Source organism: Pseudonocardia sp. Ae717_Ps2 (genome assembly GCF_001932475.1).
In the GTDB taxonomy this organism is placed as follows: Bacteria; Actinomycetota; Actinomycetes; order Mycobacteriales; family Pseudonocardiaceae; genus Pseudonocardia.
The window spans coordinates 21,900-40,495 of the sequence record NZ_MCIS01000010.1 but is presented as its reverse complement, the minus strand read 5'-3'; the positions used below and the strand labels follow the sequence as shown (position 1 = coordinate 40,495).

Genomic DNA, 18,596 nt, shown 5'->3' with positions numbered 1-18,596 from the left:
CACCACGCCGGTTCTCTACGCCGGAGTGATGGCCGCAGCCCCGCCGGGCGGCGGAGTCGCCTATCCAGGAAGACACGCCCCCGGCGGGCCTGTCAAGCCTCCGCCTTGCACCGAACTCGCCGACCCCTCCCCGCCCCGGATTCAGTCACAGAACGTGACGGACAGATTGAGATAGTGGGTCGGGAACTATTATCGCTGTTCAGGCCGCCACAGGGTGATCTTCGGGGCGCGTAGACAGGGTCGTCGCTGAGGGGGTGGCACGGATCGATCCGTGCCACCCCCCTCTATCCGTGACAGGAGAATCCTTATCTGACCTGCATGGATGCTGGATCGTCACGGATGTCACGGCTCGTCACGGATAGGGGCCCGTCTTGGGACATCCCCCGAAATTTCACTCTGCGTGACTGTTCGGGTGGTGTTCCACGGCCGCGGGTCATGCGCTGTGGCGGAGGGGGATTTCCGGATGGCACATGAAAGGTTCTTCGTCGTGTTGTGACCAGTGCGTCGGTCGTTTCCTGGGGTGTTTTTTCTGGATATCGGGTTGTTGTTGAGGGCGTCGAGGACATCCGCTGGATGGGGGGACCCGCTGGGTCCTGCTGACCGGAGTTCATCGTTCCCTTTATGGCGTCATGGGAGGACTCTTTCTGTGGCGGTTTCTTGAATCTGGTGAGTGGATTTTCGCCGTGGTGGTCAGGTGTCTGGTGGTCGGGTCGGCGGAGCTGGAGGTGTCCCGGATTAGCTCATTATCGTCCCGGATTTCCCCGGATTCACGTAGATCATCTCCGGGGGAGGATCGGCGGCCGGTGGTGTCCTCGTGGCTCTTTGAGGGGGCTGTCCGTCGGTGGGCTCGGGGGTGTGCGGGTGGTGGTCTGATGGGGTCTGGGTGCCCCGAGAGCCCAGGTAAAAGCAGAGAAAAAGCCCGAGAGAGCCCGTGAGGGGTGCTCGGGTCTGGTCGTGGGAGCTGGGAGGGGGTGTAGAAGGCCGATGGTGGGGTGTGACCTGGGGTATGGCTGGTGCCGCTGGCTGCTGCTGCGCGCCGGACACCCCGATCACGCAGCGAAGCGGAGGGATCGGGGTGTCCGGCGCGCAGCAGCAGCCAGCGGTGTGGGGGGTGGCGTGGGATTGGAAGATTCAGTACGAAGTTCAATGGGTTAAAAAAGCAAGGTCAAAGAGGGGTAAGGTCAAAAGAAAAGTGATGTGTGGGGTTGATGTGGTGCGTGGTGGAGTGGTCGTGGTGTAGTTATTTGTGAGTGTGCGTTGGTGGGTTTTATTTTTGTTGTGCCGTGTGTGGTGTCGCGGTGAGGTGGTTTTCCGGTTTGGGTGAATTGCCGTGTTAGGTGGAGTACTGAGGCTCCCACGTGTCGAGCACCAAGTGTGGCCACATGATTGCGTCTGGTAGTGGTTCTTGACCGGTGGGGAGTGTGCGTGTTCGGATGCGCTCGTGAGTGCAAAGAGGTATGCGTGCCGCGGTATCAGTGCGGTGTTGGTCGTGGCGGTTTCAATGGGTTCGGCTACGGGGATTGCTGCGGCCGACGTCTCGGCGGTAGGGGGTGCATCTGCCTCGCATTCTACTTCGCTCGCCATGCAAGGCAGGCTGTCCAGCCCAGGCTCGGATAGTAGATTTGATGATCTCGTCGAGAAGCTTCGCTCAGTCCCGGCAGGGGCGTCTCCTGAGGAGGCAGCCAAGATTATTTATCCAAATGATCCAGAGGGGCGAGCTGAATATATCCGACTTGTGATGGAGTTCGCGGATCATAAGAATCCTTCTAGCCGCGCAATTCCGGCGGCACTGGCCATGCTGGGCCCGCCCTTGGCTCTCTGCGTAGCAGGGGGTCTTGGGAGCGCAGCTGTCAATGAGCTCATCGTACTAGTCAGGACTGGCGAATCAGAAACAGCTTACGGCCGCGTTAATTCTGCGGTTGGTGGTTGCATTACTACGGTTGTTCCACCAGCGCTGAGGCCTGCGGCGAACGCCGCAAAGCCTCAAATTGTTGCGATGATCACGGCACTGATTATTCGATTTACACCGAAGGCGGCTTAGCTAGAGCTGCTTACCAGATCTCATGAAGATAGTCCGCGCCCGCTTCTGGCAGATACTGATCCAGGCAGTCGTTACAACAATTCTAGCTGAGCTTAGCATTAGAGATATTGGAGGGCTGTACCACTCTCCTGGGGGCACTTTTCGAGTTGCAGCCACTTTTCTGGCCGCTTTTCTGTTCTGGTGTTTATTTCACCTGGTGGTAATTCGTGATAGGTGGGGGTCGGGTGGTCGTTAATGCCGCCCCGCGCTGTTTGTGAAATGTCCCGGATGAGATTTAGGGCCAGGCTCAACTTATGCGGGGCCGAGAGCCGAGCTGCAAGCAACGGCTGATGCATGGAGCGTCGCCGCATCGAACCTCCACCGAGCCGGGAACGAGCCCAGCCCCGACCAGGGCGCGGCCGGTGTGTGGCGGCAGACGAGGGCGGCGGCGATGACCTGTCAGGCCGGTGTCGTCGTGTTCGCCCTGGCAGGTGCTCTTCGATCGGTGCGATTTGTGCTCACTTGCCAGCGCCAGGGCCGCAGCTCGCGGCGCGGCCCGCCGGTTTTGCGATACCCGCTTAGCCGGGCTATGTCTATAGCTGCTCCGCCGCAGGCGGCTGCGAAGCGACCCTCGGGCCCGCGGCCCGGACCCCGCTGCCGGGCGCGCCCGCACCGGAGGTCGTCGGTGGGTGCATGGGTGTTGGCGGTGTCTGGTGGCGATGTCTGGTCCGGACACCGCCAGGCTCAGCCGGACCAGACACAGTGCGTCCGCCGGTGCGTCCGTCGCCGTTCAAGATCAAGACCCACAGGACCTATGCATCATCTGATGATCTTCGGTGCGGGTGCCGGTCTGGGGTCTGGTGGTGGGCTCGGTCCGGGGCGGGGTGTGGTCTGGGTGCCGCCGCCTGCGGCGGAGCAAGTTAGGTGTTTTCTCGGAGAAAACACTCGGCCCGTCCGCCCGTCCGCCCGTCCGGCTGGTACTGGAAGGTGCGCTGGTCGAGTCCCGGGGTGGGGTGGTGTCGGGGTGGGTGACACGCCCGGCTGACCTGGGAGTTCGAGACAGCCGGGCCTGCGACCTGGAATGATTCGAGTGCCACAGCAGCAGCAACAACCAAGTCAGTGTTTCGCCCGAGCGCCCGCGAGGGCGGGCCGTTCGCGGCTAGCCGCGAACCATCAGACACAGGGCGAAGCTCAATGCCTTGAAGCCTTGAACCGGCACCCCTCCGAAGGTGCCTCGGACCCCCCTGGGAGGGGCCTCGTGCCCGCACCGCCGCTACTCGCTCCTCCCACGGCCAGCCAAGAAGCCCTCAGAGGCTCTGTGAGCGACGAAAATCTGGGCCCGGGCTACCTAGTCGGGGGTCTGCCGTTTGAGGCGGCTACGGCGATCTGGGAGCGTTTGTGGACGTCGCGGTACCCGCTGGCCGCGGACGCCTTCGACGACGGCGTGTGGCGGCAGACGAGGGGCGAGGCGATGACCCGTCAGCACGTCGAGCTGCACCCGAAACACGTGTGGGGTCTGATCGGTGTCGATGTCGATCACCCCGACGCGGTCCTGCGGATGGTCTCCACCGTCGACAACCACCCGCCACCGAACGTGATCATCGAGAACCCCGTGAACGGTCACGCACACGCCGCCTGGGCCATCACGACCCCCATCAAGGTCACCAACTACGGATCCCGCCGATCGGTCCGCTACGGCCTGTCCATCGAAGAAGCACTACGCCGCGCCGTCGGTGGTGACCCGCACTACCCGGCCCGGCTGATCAAAAACCCGTTCCACCCCCGCTGGATGACCCACTTCATCCACGCAGACACCTCCACCCTCGACCGATTCGGCGGAACCCTCACCCCGGCCGGGCACATGCCCGGACGTGGCTGGCACAACCAACGCCGCCGCACCCCCGTCGGGCACTCCCGCAACGAAACCCTCTTCCACGGCGTCCGGCATTTCGCCTACCGGGAGATGCGCCACCACTGGGGCGACCCTGAGGGCTACCGCGCCGCGATCGCCCGTGAAGTCGCCATCCGCAACGCCGACTTCGACACCCCCCTCGGCGTCACCGAACTCGGCCACATCTCCACATCCATCACCGACTGGACCATCCGCTACTCCCGAATGTGGAACGACGGACCCGCCGCCTACGACCAAGCATTCCGAGCCATCCAAGCCGCCCGCGGACGAAAAGGATCAGGACGCAACGGCGGACTCGCCGGAAACAGCCGACCCGGCGGACTTGCCGGAAACAGCCGACCCGGCGGACTCGTGCGCGGGAGGGAACAGCACGCAGAGTCTCTGTGTCGCCAGGCGGCGATGGCGAGGGCGGCCTACTCGTGACCGCGCGAATTGCGAAACGACGAACAAAAACCGGCCGTGAGCTGGCCGAGCAGTTCGGGGTCACTCGCGCCACCGTTGTGCGAATGATGGCCGAGCCTCGTGAGGAGTTCCTTGCCCGCGCCCGGGATCGTCGTGCCACCGTCGTGCGCCTCAAGCTCCAGGGGCTCACCTGCGCCGCGATCGCCGTACAGACCGGCTTCCCTCGTGGGACGGTCTGCCGACTCCTCTACGACGCCCGCCGCAACGGCGAATGGACTGAAGCCCTGACGAGGTGCGGCGCGCCTCATCGGGCCGCCGCCCAAGCAGCCACGCAGAGTGAGATTTCGGGGGATGTCCCAAGACGGGCCCCTATCCGTGACGAGCCGTGACATCCGTGACGATCCAGCATCCATGCAGGTCAGATAAGGATTCTCCTGTCACGGATAGAGGGGGTGGCACGGATCGATCCGTGCCACCCCCCTCAGCGACGACCTTGTCTACGCGCCCCGAAGATCATCCCGTGGCGTTCTGACCAGTGTTAATGCTGGTTCTCTGGGGGGCCCACCAGGACTGTTACTGTCGGTGACAAGTTCAGGTGTGTAGCGAGCCCAAGCGTCGTCGAACGAATCGCGGCGGTAGCCCTTGGCTCGGCCTTGAGTGAAGCGGACGGTTCCTGACTGGATGCCGTACTCGCTCAGGAGTTTCCCGAGCTGTCGTGCGGTGAGTCCGTCTCCGCGTGGTCCGTAGTCGGCCCACGGGGCCTCGGGGTCGGCTCGGAGGTGTCGGAGGAGCTGCTGGGTGGGCAGCGCCTGTTCCGAGCCGAAGGCGGTGTGGCAGTCGGCGAGGAGGCGGATGCGTTCGGACTGGTCGTCGTCGCTTTCGTCTTGGAGGTCGAGGAGTGCGGTGCGTGCGCGGTGGGGCCAGTTGGCTCCGGCGTGGTCGGCGATGGCGATCAAGGGTTCCCAGGTGTCGGCGGCGCGGTCTTCGACGGGCATGACCGGCTCGGCCGCCTCCAAGGCAGACAGGTCGTCACGCAACCATCCGTTTCAGGCGCTCAGAGAGCTTCTGAAGGCGTGGACGGTCGCGCCGGTGCCGATACGGCGCCACCTGCTCTGTGGGTGTTCTGCGGCGCATCTGGACGACCACGGCGCGGTCTTCGATGGTGTCGGGCATGCGTCCGATCCCGGCGAGGGCTGCCATGGCGAAGGTGGAGATCGTTTCGACTCGGTTCTTGTGCGGGTCGTAGCGTTTGGCGGGCCGGTTGCGTTGGTGTCCGGCGTTGAGGAGGCCGCGGAGGTCTTCGTGTCCGTCGGCTTTGGGTCCGAAGATGGTGTCGGCTTCGTCGACCAGCATCGTCGGCGGATCTTGCGTGATGGAGCGGTAGACCGCTGCTGCGGTGGCGTTGACGGTGATGAACGGCTGGTGGCAGGCGCCTTCGACGACGTCGAGGAGCCTTGATTTGCCGCAGCGCTTCTCCGGCGCCCGGATCACCAGCCGCGGTGCGTGCGCCCACGCGGGCTGAGCATGCGTGGCGGCGATCCAGAGTGTGACGCGACCCCGGCCGCCTCCGACGGCAGGGAGACGTAGCGGCGCAGCGCCGCCTCCAGGTCGTCGAGCAGGACGGCCCCGTCCGGGCCAGGGTCGGTGCCGCCGGGCGGTGGCCAGGGGCGTGGTGTCGGTCTTGGTGCCGGTTTCGGCACCTAGATGCTGACCTGCGGGTTCGTGGTGGTCGTGGGTGTTCACGGGTTCCTCCAGATGGTTGCCGATGGTGCGGGTCTCGGGTGGTGTCGCCATGCGCGGCCTTCGGTGTCGGGTTCGTGCGGATGGGTCACGAACTGCCCGGTGGGCTGGTAGGTGCGTAGTTCGCTGCGGGATGGCCGTGCGGGTAGCGGTGTGCGGCGGCCTGCATGGCGTCGAGGTCGGCCCGCCAGTACCAGCGCCCCCGCCACGGGCCGTCGATCAGGACGGCGAGTTCCACGGCCGTCGGTGACCTGGACAGCGAGCCGCGCTGAGGGCGGTGTGGGGCTGAGGGGCGGGGCTGCCGCGTCGCTTCCGGTCCTCGCCCGCTGGGGCGGGCTGTGGTCCGGGTCGACTTGCCCACGACCACCGGGGTGGCGCCGGATTCGGGTGTCGGGGGTGACCAGCGGAAATGCTGCTGGCGGTCATGCGGCGGTCCGGGCGGTGGGTGTGTGGATCCATTCGTCGATGTCGCCGTTCGGTGGGTAGCGGCGCCGCATCAACTCGGTGAGGGAGGGCTGCCGGGCGAGCCCGGCCTCGGCGTAGGCGACGGACATGGCCTTGCTGGCGTCACGCAGGGCGATCCAGTGGGCGTGCCGCAGGTCGGCGACCTCGACCCCGACCCTCGCTGCGACCAGGAGCGGCGCGGTGGGCTGGGAGCGGCCGAGGACGGAGGCGAGGACGGCTGGGTCGACGAAGGCGATGACTTCCAGCGCCTCGGCGCGGTCGGCCAGGGCCGTGTTGCGGGCGGTCTGGTCGGGGTCGGACAGGTGTGGGAGCGGGTGCGGCAACGCTGACCGCCTCACCGATATCGGTGACTGTGTGTGACTGTGTGTGGGCATGGTTGTCTCCTGTTGTGGGCATGCGAAAGGGGAGGGAGGGAGGCACGGGGGTGTCTTCTCCCTGGTCAGATGAGGGGTTTAGAGGGGGAGGGGTGGGTTGCCTCCCTGGCCTCCCTGAGACTCCCTGGGTGACTGTCTGTGCAGTTCAGGGCGGGGAGGGAGTCAGGGAGGGAGGTCAGGGAGGCGGTCAGGGAGTTCTCCCTGCCTCCCTGACGCCTCCCTGACGCCTCCCTGACGCCTCCCTGACGCCTCCCTGACGCCTCCCTGACGCCTCCCTGTCAGAACTGGGGCTTCTGGGGGCCTTCGCATCCATCACTGTCGGTGATGGGTTCGGTGGTGGGTTCGGTGTGGTGGTGGGTGTGGGCGTCGTGGATGCGGTGGGTGCTGAGGACCATGACGCCGTCGGATTTGTAGGGGCGTGCGGTGGTGGGGAGTTCGTCGGTGAGGCGGGCGAAGGTCCAGGCCTGGTAGTGGGCGCGGTCGAGGGCGGCGAGCGCGGCGAGTGCTTCCTGGGTGCGCATCCGGGTGTGGCCGGCCATGACGTGGAGCAGGTCGTCGAGGAGGTCCCGACGTGGTGCCGGTGGTGTCGCTGTGCTGGTGTCGCTGTGCTGGTGTCGCTGTGCTGGTGTCGAGTCCGGTGCCGAGTCCGGTGTCGTGGCGGAGGGTGAGGGCTCGTTCGATGATCGGGGTGAGCTGGTCGACGCCGTCGCCGCGGGGAATGTGGTAGCAGCGGATGAGTCCGTCGTGGGTGGTGAATCCGGTGGTCATGGCGGTGCCGATGTCGCCGGGGTCGAGGCTGCCGTCGGGGTTGGTGGTGGCGGGGCGGAGGCTGGTGGCGGTGATGCCTGCGGTGTGTTTCCCGGTGCCGAGGATGGCGTCGTTGCCGTGGTGGTCGCCGATGGCGAAGCAGGCCCGGTTGGACTGGACTTTCGCTACTGCCCGGGGTAGGGACTCCGCTGAGGGGACGGGTGTGGCGAACAGGAGTGTGACTCCGTACTTACGGCCCTTGGCGACGATCTTCGTGACCAGCTCGGCGGCTTGCTCTCCGATGTCGGAGAGGAACAGTTCTTGGCATTCGTCGATGACCACGACGCGGGGGCGCATGGTCGGGTCGGCTGCGGCGAGGCGGCGGGTGAGTTTCGGTTCGCCGGCTGCGGACAGTTTCCGTCCTCGTTGGGACAGTTCGGAGAGCAGTGTGGTGAGGCTGTCGAGGACGGTGGGGAGGGCGTCGGGGTCGTCGGAGACGTGCAGGGTCCGCGCGATGGGCCGGAAGGGGTCGTAGTCGGCGTTGTGGGCCATGCAGTAGATGTCGATCTCGACGAGTGGGTCGAGGATGGCGCCGGCGAGGGTGGTGATGATCAGGGCGGATTTCCCGGAGCCCATCATCCCGGCCACGCCCCAGTTGGTGGCGAAGAGTCGTCCGGTGACGAGGTTGGCGCGGGTGTCGAGGGCGATCGGGACGCCGGTGAAGTAGTCGGTGGTGCCGTCGGTGAGTAGCGGCCACGGCGGGACCGGTTTCGTGAGGCTGCCTTGGTCGGCGACCCAGAGGTCGAGGACGCCGGGGTGGTTGCGGGGTTCGGTGGGCCACACCTCGACAGGCAACCTGAGCAGGTTGTGGGCGAGGACGTCTTTGCGTCGGTTGAGCATGTCGACGGTGACGCCTTCGGGGAGCAGGAACTGGCAGTGCCAGCCCTTGCCGTCGTGGACCGGGGGCAGGATCCAGCGCGGCTGCCAGCCTTGCTTGAACTTGCTGTTGAGGGCGGGCAGGGCGAGGTGGCGCAGGGCGTTGACCACGGCTCGTTCGTCGGGGATCACGTCCCGGCCGCCGGGCTCGTCCTCGTCGGCGGCGGCGGGTGCGACCCAGGTGGGTGGCTCGGTGCGGGCGTGGCCGAGCGCCCACAACCCGGCCACCAGCCCGGTCAGGGCGAGCGTGCCCAGGGCGGTGGCGTAGACGGTTACGAAGGTGACGGTCCAGGCGACCGCGTCGATCACCCCGGTGATGGGGGCGATGACCTGGGTGATGTCTCGGGTGGCGAGGGCGAGGACGACCCCGAGGCCGACCAGCAGGCCGAGCACGCCGAGGACAGCGGCCCCGGCGGCGCGCAGCCAGGCCAGGGGTGCGTTGATCCAGTCCATGACCCGCCCATGCCGACGCTGTTTTTCGGCGGTGTCGCGGGCTTCCCATTCCAGGAGCCGGTCGTGGTCGCACGCGGCTTCGGCGGCGCGCATCTGGCGTTCGTAGCGGGTGGTGCCGTGGGTGTCGCGCCACCGGTTCACGAGGACACCAGCCCCGGACAGCACGTAGAAGCTGTGTCTGACCAGCGCCTTCGATGTCGATACCGCTGTCGTCGAGGTGGCGACAGCGACGGTGTGACGGTGTGCCGTCGTGACGTCACAGCGGTAGAGCTCCCGCCGTGATCGCACGAGCGTCCCGCTGGTGGTCTCGGTAGAAGTACTGACGACCTCGCCGTCGATGACCTCGCCCTCGACCACGACCGGCCGGTCGGTGCCGGTGCCGGTGTCGGTGCTGGTGGTGTTGGTGTGGTGGTGCAGGGTGATGACCGGCGCCAGCGCGTCGTCTCTGTCGTGGTGGGTCGGGCTGGCGCCACCAGATCCTTGACCGTCGTCGTGGTTCATCGCTGGTCACCGCCGCTCTCGTCGCGGTGTTCGTCGCGGTGTTCGTTGCGGAGGTGGCGGGCGCGTGCGGCGGAGCAGCGCAGCACCCGGCGGATCGACTCGGCCGAGGACGGGTCGACCCGGCCGTGGCCGACGGCTGCCCGGAGCTGACGACGAAGATCGTTCAGGGACCGTGGAGTCGACCCGGTTTCAAGATCATGGTCGGGGTCGACCCCGGCCCTCGACGATGATCTTGTCGACCTCGACTGTTGCAGGTCAGGCCTCGACTCCCCACCCAGCTCCGGCGCCGGTGGGTCGAGGAGGTCGACTCCGCCGCCAAGATCATCGTCGAGGTGGGAGTCGACCCACGGGTCGACCCGTGAGGCAAGGTCGGGATCGGTCCACGGGTCGTAGAGGTGGCCGCGGGTGAGCGCGGTCAGGGCGGCATCCCAGTCACCGTCCCCGTCGCTGTCCTGGCCTTCGGCGGCTGCGGTCGCGGTCGCGGTCATCGGGCCGGTCGGGGCGAGGGCGCGTCGGGCGATTCGGTAGGTGCCGGGCCGGTAGGCCAGGGTCGCGGTGCCGTCCGGGCCGATGACCGCGGTGGCGTCGGCGACGGCGAGGCGGCGGGCGCGGTCGGTCTTCACCTCGACCAGCCGGTCCAGGCGCCCGGCCCGGTGCGCGGCCCGCCGCTCGGTCCGGGACCGGGGTGTCCCGGCGAGGGTGAGTTGGTGGGCGGCGACGCCGGCGATGGACACGACCGCCATCACGACTCCGGCGGTGGGGCCCTGTTCGAGGCCGTGGGCCAGGTTCATCCCGGCTGCGACCAGGGCGAACACCACGACCCCGACCTGCAACCCGACGACCGAGCGGGTCGGGTGCTGGTGGCGTGAGGCGAGAACGGCCAGAGCGAACGCCCACATGCCGAGTTCGGTGATCCCGGCCAGCAGCACACCGAGTGGGCCGTAGATGGTCTGGCCGTAGGCGGCCATGGCCGGTGCGGCCAGGGCGAAGGACAGGAGCGCGATCGGGTAGATCAGCAGCTCCACCACATGGGCGGAAGCCCAGGTCAGAGCTCGGGCCCGGCGGGCGGCTCGTGCTGCTGACCGTGCTGCGGCCCGTTCGGCGCGGCGCTGGTCGGCGTGGTCGCGGTCGGCTCGGGCCTTGTCCCCGCGAGCGGTTTCGACCTCGATACGACGCCGCGCGGCGGCGTCAGCGTCCTCACGAGCGAGACGCGCCTCCAGGGCGCGCGCCTCGCGGCGTTCCGCAGCGCGGCTTGAGGCCCAGGAAGAGTCCGTGGTGGTCATGCCCCGGCCCTCCCCGCACCCTGCTGACCAGCCGAAACCGCCGCAGAAGACGACTCAGCGGGCGGTGAAACGACGGCTGCGGCAGCCCGCCCCGGCCTGACTAGCCGAGGCCGGGGCGGCACGGTGGGCGCGCCACAGACGCACCTCGACCGCTACCCACCACGCCGCAGCGAGGACGGTCGGGATGGTGAACCACCAGGTCAGACACATGGTCGCGACGCCGAGGGCGCCGACGATGATGATCTCGACAGCCCGGTCGGTCAGGCCGCGGGCGGCGGTGCGGAGTAGGGCGTTCATGCCGCCTCACCACCCGCGACACGGGCCTGACCAGCAAGAACCCGCGGAGGAAAGAACACGACCAGCCCAGCCGCGTCACCGGACGCCTCAGCGCTCGACTCGTCGTGGTCGTGGAGGAGGTCGCCGTAGCGGCGGTCAATCACCGGTTCGGTCAACCCGTCCGGACACCACCCAGACCCGGGAAACCCCAGGTCAAGACCGGTATCGAAGAGTTCCGAGGAGGGACCGTCGGCGGGAGAGGGAAGGAACCTTCCACCCACCAGTAGATGCGCGGACGTGCTCAGGGCAGCATGGCCCATAGCCAACCACCTATTCGTGTAGGTCGTTTGGTTAGGCCACCACGCCGGTTCTCTACGCCGGAGTGATGGCCGCAGCCCCGCCGGGCGGCGGAGTCGCCTATCCAGGAAGACACGCCCCCGGCGGGCCTGTCAAGCCTCCGCCTTGCACCGAACTCGCCGACCCCTCCCCGCCCCGGATTCAGTCACAGAACGTGACGGACAGATTGAGATAGTGGGTCGGGAACTATTATCGCTGTTCAGGCCGCCACAGGGTGATCTTCGGGGCGCGTAGACAGGGTCGTCGCTGAGGGGGGTGGCACGGATCGATCCGTGCCACCCCCCTCTATCCGTGACAGGAGAATCCTTATCTGACCTGCATGGATGCTGGATCGTCACGGATGTCACGGCTCGTCACGGATAGGGGCCCGTCTTGGGACATCCCCCGAAATTTCACTCTGCGTGACTGTTCGGGTGGTGTTCCACGGCCGCGGGTCATGCGCTGTGGCGGAGGGGGATTTCCGGATGGCACATGAAAGGTTCTTCGTCGTGTTGTGACCAGTGCGTCGGTCGTTTCCTGGGGTGTTTTTTCTGGATATCGGGTTGTTGTTGAGGGCGTCGAGGACATCCGCTGGATGGGGGGACCCGCTGGGTCCTGCTGACCGGAGTTCATCGTTCCCTTTATGGCGTCATGGGAGGACTCTTTCTGTGGCGGTTTCTTGAATCTGGTGAGTGGATTTTCGCCGTGGTGGTCAGGTGTCTGGTGGTCGGGTCGGCGGAGCTGGAGGTGTCCCGGATTAGCTCATTATCGTCCCGGATTTCCCCGGATTCACGTAGATCATCTCCGGGGGGAGGATCGGCGGCCGGTGGTGTCCTCGTGGCTCTTTGAGGGGGCTGTCCGTCGGTGGGCTCGGGGGTGTGCGGGTGGTGGTCTGATGGGGTCTGGGTGCCCCGAGAGCCCAGGTAAAAGCAGAGAAAAAGCCCGAGAGAGCCCGTGAGGGGTGCTCGGGTCTGGTCGTGGGAGCTGGGAGGGGGTGTAGAAGGCCGATGGTGGGGTGTGACCTGGGGTATGGCTGGTGCCGCTGGCTGCTGCTGCGCGCCGGACACCCCGATCACGCAGCGAAGCGGAGGGATCGGGGTGTCCGGCGCGCAGCAGCAGCCAGCGGTGTGGGGGGTGGCGTGGGATTGGAAGATTCAGTACGAAGTTCAATGGGTTAAAAAAGCAAGGTCAAGAGGGGTAAGGTCAAAAGAAAAGTGATGTGTGGGGTTGATGTGGTGCGTGGTGGAGTGGTCGTGGGTTTAGTTATTTTGAGTGTGCGTTGGTGGGTTTTATTTTTGTTGTGCCGTGTGTGGTGTCGCGGTGAGGTGGTTTTCCGGTTTGGGTGAATTGCCGTGTTAGGTGGAGTACTGAGGCTCCCACGTGTCGAGCACCAAGTGTGGCCACATGATTGCGTCTGGTAGTGGTTCTTGACCGGTGGGGAGTGTGCGTGTTCGGATGCGCTCGTGAGTGCAAAGAGGTATGCGTGCCGCGGTATCAGTGCGGTGTTGGTCGTGGCGGTTTCAATGGGTTCGGCTACGGGGATTGCTGCGGCCGACGTCTCGGCGGTAGGGGTGCATCTGCCTCGCATTCTACTTCGCTCGCCATGCAAGGCAGGCTGTCCAGCCCAGGCTCGGATAGTAGATTTGATGATCTCGTCGAGAAGCTTCGCTCAGTCCCGGCAGGGGCGTCTCCTGAGGAGGCAGCCAAGATTATTTATCCAAATGATCCAGAGGGGCGAGCTGAATATATCCGACTTGTGATGGAGTTCGCGGATCATAAGAATCCTTCTAGCCGCGCAATTCCGGCGGCACTGGCCATGCTGGGCCCGCCCTTGGCTCTCTGCGTAGCAGGGGGTCTTGGGAGCGCAGCTGTCAATGAGCTCATCGTACTAGTCAGGACTGGCGAATCAGAAACAGCTTACGGCCGCGTTAATTCTGCGGTTGGTGGTTGCATTACTACGGTTGTTCCACCAGCGCTGAGGCCTGCGGCGAACGCCGCAAAGCCTCAAATTGTTGCGATGATCACGGCACTGATTATTCGATTTACACCGAAGGCGGCTTAGCTAGAGCTGCTTACCAGATCTCATGAAGATAGTCCGCGCCCGCTTCTGGCAGATACTGATCCAGGCAGTCGTTACAACAATTCTAGCTGAGCTTAGCATTAGAGATATTGGAGGGCTGTACCACTCTCCTGGGGGCACTTTTCGAGTTGCAGCCACTTTTCTGGCCGCTTTTCTGTTCTGGTGTTTATTTCACCTGGTGGTAATTCGTGATAGGTGGGGTCGGGTGGTCGTTAATGCCGCCCCGCGCTGTTTGTGAAATGTCCCGGATGAGATTTAGGGCCAGGCTCAACTTATGCGGGGCCGAGAGCCGAGCTGCAAGCAACGGCTGATGCATGGAGCGTCGCCGCATCGAACCTCCACCGAGCCGGGAACGAGCCCAGCCCCGACCAGGGCGCGGCCGGTGTGTGGCGGCAGACGAGGGCGGCGGCGATGACCTGTCAGGCCGGTGTCGTCGTGTTCGCCCTGGCAGGTGCTCTTCGATCGGTGCGATTTGTGCTCACTTGCCAGCGCCAGGGCCGCAGCTCGCGGCGGCGGCCCGCCGGTTTTGCGATACCCGCTTAGCCGGGCTATGTCTATAGCTGCTCCGCCGCAGGCGGCTGCGAAGCGACCCTCGGGCCCGCGGCCCGGACCCCGCTGCCGGGCGCGCCCGCACCGGAGGTCGTCGGTGGGTGCATGGGTGTTGGCGGTGTCTGGTGGCGATGTCTGGTCCGGACACCGCCAGGCTCAGCCGGACCAGACACAGTGCGTCCGCCGGTGCGTCCGTCGCCGTTCAAGATCAAGACCCACAGGACCTATGCATCATCTGATGATCTTCGGTGCGGGTGCCCGGTCTGGGGTCTGGTGGTGGGCTCGGTCCGGGGCGGGGTGTGGTCTGGGTGCCGCCGCCTGCGGCGGAGCAAGTTAGGTGTTTTTCTCGGAGAAAACACTCGGCCCGTCCGCCCGTCCGCCCGTCCGGCTGGTACTGGAAGGTGCGCTGGTCGAGTCCCGGGGTGGGGTGGTGTCGGGGTGGGTGACACGCCCGGCTGACCTGGGAGTTCGAGACAGCCGGGCCTGCGACCTGGAATGATTCGAGTGCCACAGCAGCAGCAACAACCAAGTCAGTGTTTCGCCCGAGCGCCCGCGAGGGCGGGGCCGTTCGCGGCTAGCCGCGAACCATCAGACACAGGGCGAAGCTCAATGCCTTGAAGCCTTGAACCGGCACCCCTCCGAAGGTGCCTCGGACCCCCCTGGGAGGGGGCCTCGTGCCCGCACCGCCGCTACTCGCTCCTCCCACGGCCAGCCAAGAAGCCCTCAGAGGCTCTGTGAGCGACGAAATCTGGGCCCGGGCTACCTAGTCGGGGGTCTGCCGTTTGAGGCGGCTACGGCGATCTGGGAGCGTTTGTGGACGTCGCGGTACCCGCTGCCGCGGACGCCTTCGACGACGGCGTGTGGCGGCAGACGAGGGGCGAGGCGATGACCCGTCAGCACGTCGAGCTGCACCCGAAACACGTGTGGGGTCTGATCGGTGTCGATGTCGATCACCCCGACGCCGGTCCTGCGGATGGTCTCCACCGTCGACAACCACCCGCCACCGAACGTGATCATCGAGAACCCCGTGAACGGTCACGCACACGCCGCCTGGGCCATCACGACCCCCATCAAGGTCACCAACTACGGATCCCGCCGATCGGTCCGCTACGGCCTGTCCATCGAAGAAGCACTACGCCGCGCCGTCGGGTGTGACCCGCACTACCCGGCCCGGCTGATCAAAAACCCGTTCCACCCCCGCTGGATGACCCACTTCATCCACGCAGACACCTCCACCCTCGACCGATTCGGCGGAACCCTCACCCCGGCCGGGCACATGCCCGGACGTGGCTGGCACAACCAACGCCGCCGCACCCCCGTCGGGCACTCCCGCAACGAAACCCTCTTCCACGGCGTCCGGCATTTCGCCTACCGGGAGATGCGCCACCACTGGGGCGACCCTGAGGGCTACCGCGCCGCGATCGCCCGTGAAGTCGCCATCCGCAACGCCGACTTCGACACCCCCCTCGGCGTCACCGAACTCGGCCACATCTCCACATCCATCACCGACTGGACCATCCGCTACTCCCGAATGTGGAACGACGGACCCGCCGCCTACGACCAAGCATTCCGAGCCATCCAAGCCGCCCGCGGACGAAAAGGATCAGGACGCAACGGCGGACTCGCCGGAAACAGCCGACCCGGCGGACTTGCCGGAAACAGCCGACCCGGCGGACTCGTGCGCGGGAGGGAACAGCACGCAGAGTCTCTGTGTCGCCAGGCGGCGATGGCGAGGGCGGCCTACTCGTGACCGCGCGAATTGCGAAAACGACGAACCAAAAACCGGCCGTGAGCTGGCCGAGCAGTTCGGGGTCACTCGCGCCACCGTTGTGCGAATGATGCCGAGCCTCGTGAGGAGTTCCTTGCCCGCGCCCGGGATCGTCGTGCCACCGTCGTGCGCCTCAAGCTCCAGGGGCTCACCTGCGCCGCGATCGCCGTACAGACCGGCTTCCCTCGTGGGACGGTCTGCCGACTCCTCTACGACGCCCGCCGCAACGGCGAATGGACTGAAGCCCTGACGAGGTGCGGCGCGCCTCATCGGGCCGCCGCCCAAGCAGCCACGCAGAGTGAGATTTCGGGGATGTCCCAAGACGGGCCCCTATCCGTGACGAGCCGTGACATCCGTGACGATCCAGCATCCATGCAGGTCAGATAAGGATTCTCCTGTCACGGATAGAGGGGGTGGCACGGATCGATCCGTGCCACCCCCCTCAGCGACGACCTTGTCTACGCGCCCCGAAGATCATCCCGTGGCGTTCTGACCAGTGTTAATGCTGGTTCTCTGGGGGCCCACCAGGACTGTTACTGTCGGTGACAAGTTCAGGTGTGTAGCGAGCCCAAGCGTCGTCGAACGAATCGCGGCGGTAGCCCTTGGCTCGGCCTTGAGTGAAGCGGACGGTTCCTGACTGGATGCCGTACTCGCTCAGGAGTTTCCCGAGCTGTCGTGCGGTGAGTCCGTCTCCGCGTGGTCCGTAGTCGGCCCACGGGGCCTCGGGGTCGGCTCGGAGGTGTCGGAGGAGCTGCTGGGTGGGCAGCGCCTGTTCCGAGCCGAAGGCGGTGTGGCAGTCGGCGAGGAGGCGGATGCGTTCGGACTGGTCGTCGTCGCTTTCGTCTTGGAGGTCGAGGAGTGCGGTGCGTGCGCGGTGGGGCCAGTTGGCTCCGGCGTGGTCGGCGATGGCGATCAAGGGTTCCCAGGTGTCGGCGGCGCGGTCTTCGACGGGCATGACCGGCTCGGCCGCCTCCAAGGCAGACAGGTCGTCACGCAACCATCCGTTCAGGCGCTCAGAGAGCTTCTGAAGGCGTGGACGGTCGCGCCGGTGCCGATACGGCGCCACCTGCTCTGTGGGTGTTCTGCGGCGCATCTGGACGACCACGGCGCGGTCTTCGATGGTGTCGGGCATGCGTCCGATCCCGGCGAGGGCTGCCATGGCGAAGGTGGAGATCGTTTCGACTCGGTTCTTGTGCGGGTCGTAGCGTTTGGCGGGCCGGTTGCGTTGGTGTCCGGCGTTGAGGAGGCCGCGGAGGTCTTCGTGTCCGTCGGCTTTGGGTCCGAAGATGGTGTCGGCTTCGTCGACCAGCATCGTCGGCGGATCTTGCGTGATGGAGCGGTAGACCGCTGCTGCGGTGGCGTTGACGGTGATGAACGGCTGGTGGCAGGCGCCTTCGACGACGTCGAGGAGCCTTGATTTGCCGCAGCGCTTCTCCGGCGCCCGGATCACCAGCCGCGGTGCGTGCGCCCACGCGGGCTGAGCATGCGTGGCGGCGATCCAGAGTGTGACCGCGACCCCGGCCGCCTCCGACGGCAGGGAGACGTAGCGGCGCAGCGCCGCCTCCAGGTCGTCGAGCAGGACGGCCCCGTCCGGGCCAGGGTCGGTGCCGCCGGGCGGTGCCAGGGGCGTGGTGTCGGTCTTGGTGCCGGTTTCGGCACCTAGATGCTGACCTGCGGGTTCGTGGTGGTCGTGGGTGTTCACGGGTTCCTCCAGATGGTTGCCGATGGTGCGGGTCTCGGGTGGTGTCGCCATGCGCGGCCTTCGGTGTCGGGTTCGTGCGGATGGGTCACGAACTGCCCGGTGGGCTGGTAGGTGCGTAGTTCCGCTGCGGGATGGCCGTGCGGGTAGCGGTGTGCGGCGGCCTGCATGGCGTCGAGGTCGGCCCGCCAGTACCAGCGCCCCCGCCACGGGCCGTCGATCAGGACGGCGAGTTCACGGCCGTCGGTGACCTGGACAGCGAGCCGCGCTGAGGGGCGGTGTGGGGCTGAGGGGCGGGGCTGCCGCGTCGCTTCCGGTCCTCGCCCGCTGGGGCGGGCTGTGGTCCGGGTCGACTTGCCCACGACCACCGGGGTGGCGCCGGATTCGGGTGTCGGGGGTGACCAGCGGAAATGCTGCTGGGCGGTCATGCGGCGGTCCGGGCGGTGGGTGTGTGGATCCATTCGTCGATGTCGCCGTTCGGTGGGTAGCGGCGCCGCATCAACTCGGTGAGGGAGGGCTGCCGGGCGAGCCCGGCCTCGGCGTAGGCGACGGACATGGCCTTGCTGGCGTCACGCAGGGCGATCCAGTGGGCGTGCCGCAGGTCGGCGACCTCGACCCCGACCCTCGCTGCGACCAGGAGCGGCGCGGTGGGCTGGGAGCGGCCGAGGACGGAGGCGAGGACGGCTGGGTCGACGAAGGCGATGACTTCCAGCGCCTCGGCGCGGTCGGCCAGGGCCGTGTTGCGGGCGGTCTGGTCGGGGTCGGACAGGTGTGGGAGCGGGTGCGGCAACGCTGACCGCCTCACCGATATCGGTGACTGTGTGTGACTGTGTGTGGGCATGGTTGTCTCCTGTTGTGGGCATGCGAAAGGGGAGGGAGGGAGGCACGGGGGTGTCTTCTCCCTGGTCAGATGAGGGGTTTAGAGGGGGAGGGGTGGGTTGCCTCCCTGGCCTCCCTGAGACTCCCTGGGTGACTGTCTGTGCAGTTCAGGGCGGGGAGGGAGTCAGGGAGGGAGGTCAGGGAGGCGGTCAGGGAGTTCTCCCTGCCTCCCTGAC

12 protein-coding genes and 1 pseudogene are annotated in these 18,596 nt (G+C 66.4%); 4 read left to right on the top strand and 9 right to left on the bottom strand.

The genetic code is table 11. The features are described 5' to 3' along the window. The first annotated feature begins 3,338 nt into the window (after positions 1-3,338). Both Ae717Ps2_RS32135 and Ae717Ps2_RS40680 read left to right on the top strand, forming a co-directional pair. The gene (locus Ae717Ps2_RS32135; protein WP_158071604.1) at positions 3,339-4,355 is read left to right on the top strand and encodes a replication initiation protein; all 1,017 of its coding nucleotides are present in this window, start codon (positions 3,339-3,341) and stop codon (positions 4,353-4,355) included. Between the two features lie 83 nt (positions 4,356-4,438). Continuing rightward, entirely contained in the window at positions 4,439-4,723 is a 285-nt protein-coding gene (locus tag Ae717Ps2_RS40680) for a helix-turn-helix domain-containing protein (protein ID WP_369804894.1), read from the top strand. A 108-nt stretch (positions 4,724-4,831) separates the two neighbouring features. On the opposite strand, the gene Ae717Ps2_RS39660 is transcribed toward Ae717Ps2_RS40680, so the two are convergent. The 7 genes from Ae717Ps2_RS39660 to Ae717Ps2_RS32105 all read right to left on the bottom strand — a co-directional run bounded on the left by Ae717Ps2_RS39660 (position 4,832) and on the right by Ae717Ps2_RS32105 (position 11,130). Beyond that, positions 4,832-5,371, bottom strand: a complete 540-nt coding sequence (locus tag Ae717Ps2_RS39660) for a DUF3631 domain-containing protein (RefSeq protein ID WP_075334741.1) — start codon at positions 5,369-5,371, stop codon at positions 4,832-4,834. Then, complete coding sequence (locus Ae717Ps2_RS39955; RefSeq protein WP_255407985.1) at positions 5,364-6,128, bottom strand: DUF3631 domain-containing protein; 765 nt, start codon at positions 6,126-6,128, stop codon at positions 5,364-5,366. The genes Ae717Ps2_RS39660 and Ae717Ps2_RS39955 overlap by 8 nt, the downstream gene beginning before the upstream one ends. A 34-nt stretch (positions 6,129-6,162) precedes the next feature. Further along, positions 6,163-6,312, bottom strand: a complete 150-nt coding sequence (locus Ae717Ps2_RS37640) for a hypothetical protein (protein ID WP_158071603.1) — start codon at positions 6,310-6,312, stop codon at positions 6,163-6,165. Positions 6,313-6,496: 184 nt separating this feature from the next. Continuing rightward, positions 6,497-6,862 carry a hypothetical protein gene (locus Ae717Ps2_RS32120; protein WP_075334738.1) on the bottom strand — a complete coding sequence of 122 codons (366 nt, stop codon included), beginning with the start codon at positions 6,860-6,862 and terminating at the stop codon, positions 6,497-6,499. Positions 6,863-7,225: 363 nt separating this feature from the next. After that, a complete protein-coding gene (locus Ae717Ps2_RS32115; RefSeq protein ID WP_075334731.1) occupies positions 7,226-9,550 on the bottom strand; it encodes an FtsK/SpoIIIE domain-containing protein in 2,325 nt (774 codons plus the stop codon). Next, entirely contained in the window at positions 9,547-10,833 is a 1,287-nt protein-coding gene (locus Ae717Ps2_RS32110; RefSeq protein ID WP_075334730.1) for a hypothetical protein, read from the bottom strand. The genes Ae717Ps2_RS32115 and Ae717Ps2_RS32110 overlap by 4 nt, the downstream gene beginning before the upstream one ends. A 54-nt stretch (positions 10,834-10,887) precedes the next feature. After that, positions 10,888-11,130, bottom strand: coding sequence for a hypothetical protein (locus Ae717Ps2_RS32105; protein WP_075334729.1), 243 nt, complete (start codon positions 11,128-11,130; stop codon positions 10,888-10,890). 3,887 nt (positions 11,131-15,017) lie between these two features. Here Ae717Ps2_RS32105 and Ae717Ps2_RS32095 point away from each other — a divergent pair. Beyond that, positions 15,018-15,824 (top strand): replication initiation protein, encoded by an 807-nt coding sequence (locus tag Ae717Ps2_RS32095; RefSeq protein ID WP_233147877.1) that lies wholly within the window; start codon positions 15,018-15,020, stop codon positions 15,822-15,824. A 135-nt stretch (positions 15,825-15,959) separates the two neighbouring features. Beyond that, positions 15,960-16,229, top strand: a pseudogene (locus tag Ae717Ps2_RS40675) (helix-turn-helix domain-containing protein); the annotation flags it as partial. Positions 16,230-16,341: 112 nt separating this feature from the next. Here Ae717Ps2_RS40675 and Ae717Ps2_RS32090 read toward each other — a convergent pair. Beyond that, entirely contained in the window at positions 16,342-17,595 is a 1,254-nt protein-coding gene (locus Ae717Ps2_RS32090; RefSeq protein WP_083702707.1) for a DUF3631 domain-containing protein, read from the bottom strand. Positions 17,596-17,965: 370 nt separating this feature from the next. Beyond that, positions 17,966-18,331: a hypothetical protein gene (locus Ae717Ps2_RS32085; RefSeq protein WP_075334738.1), complete on the bottom strand. Its 366-nt coding sequence runs from the start codon at positions 18,329-18,331 to the stop codon at positions 17,966-17,968. Positions 18,332-18,596 lie beyond the last annotated feature (265 nt).

Bases quoted from the DNA above. Each gene is read 5' to 3' on its own strand.
- Ae717Ps2_RS40680 (WP_369804894.1), top strand. From the start codon at position 4,439: ATGATGGCCGAGCCTCGTGAGGAGTTCCTTGCCCGCGCCCGGGATCGT.
- Ae717Ps2_RS39955 (WP_255407985.1), bottom strand. From the start codon at position 6,128: ATGGCGACACCACCCGAGACCCGCACCATCGGCAACCATCTGGAGGAA.
- Ae717Ps2_RS32115 (WP_075334731.1), bottom strand. From the start codon at position 9,550: ATGAACCACGACGACGGTCAAGGATCTGGTGGCGCCAGCCCGACCCAC.
- Ae717Ps2_RS32110 (WP_075334730.1), bottom strand. From the start codon at position 10,833: ATGACCACCACGGACTCTTCCTGGGCCTCAAGCCGCGCTGCGGAACGC.
- Ae717Ps2_RS32105 (WP_075334729.1), bottom strand. From the start codon at position 11,130: ATGAACGCCCTACTCCGCACCGCCGCCCGCGGCCTGACCGACCGGGCT.
- Ae717Ps2_RS32095 (WP_233147877.1), top strand. From the start codon at position 15,018: ATGTCGATCACCCCGACGCCGGTCCTGCGGATGGTCTCCACCGTCGAC.
- Ae717Ps2_RS32090 (WP_083702707.1), bottom strand. From the start codon at position 17,595: ATGGCGACACCACCCGAGACCCGCACCATCGGCAACCATCTGGAGGAA.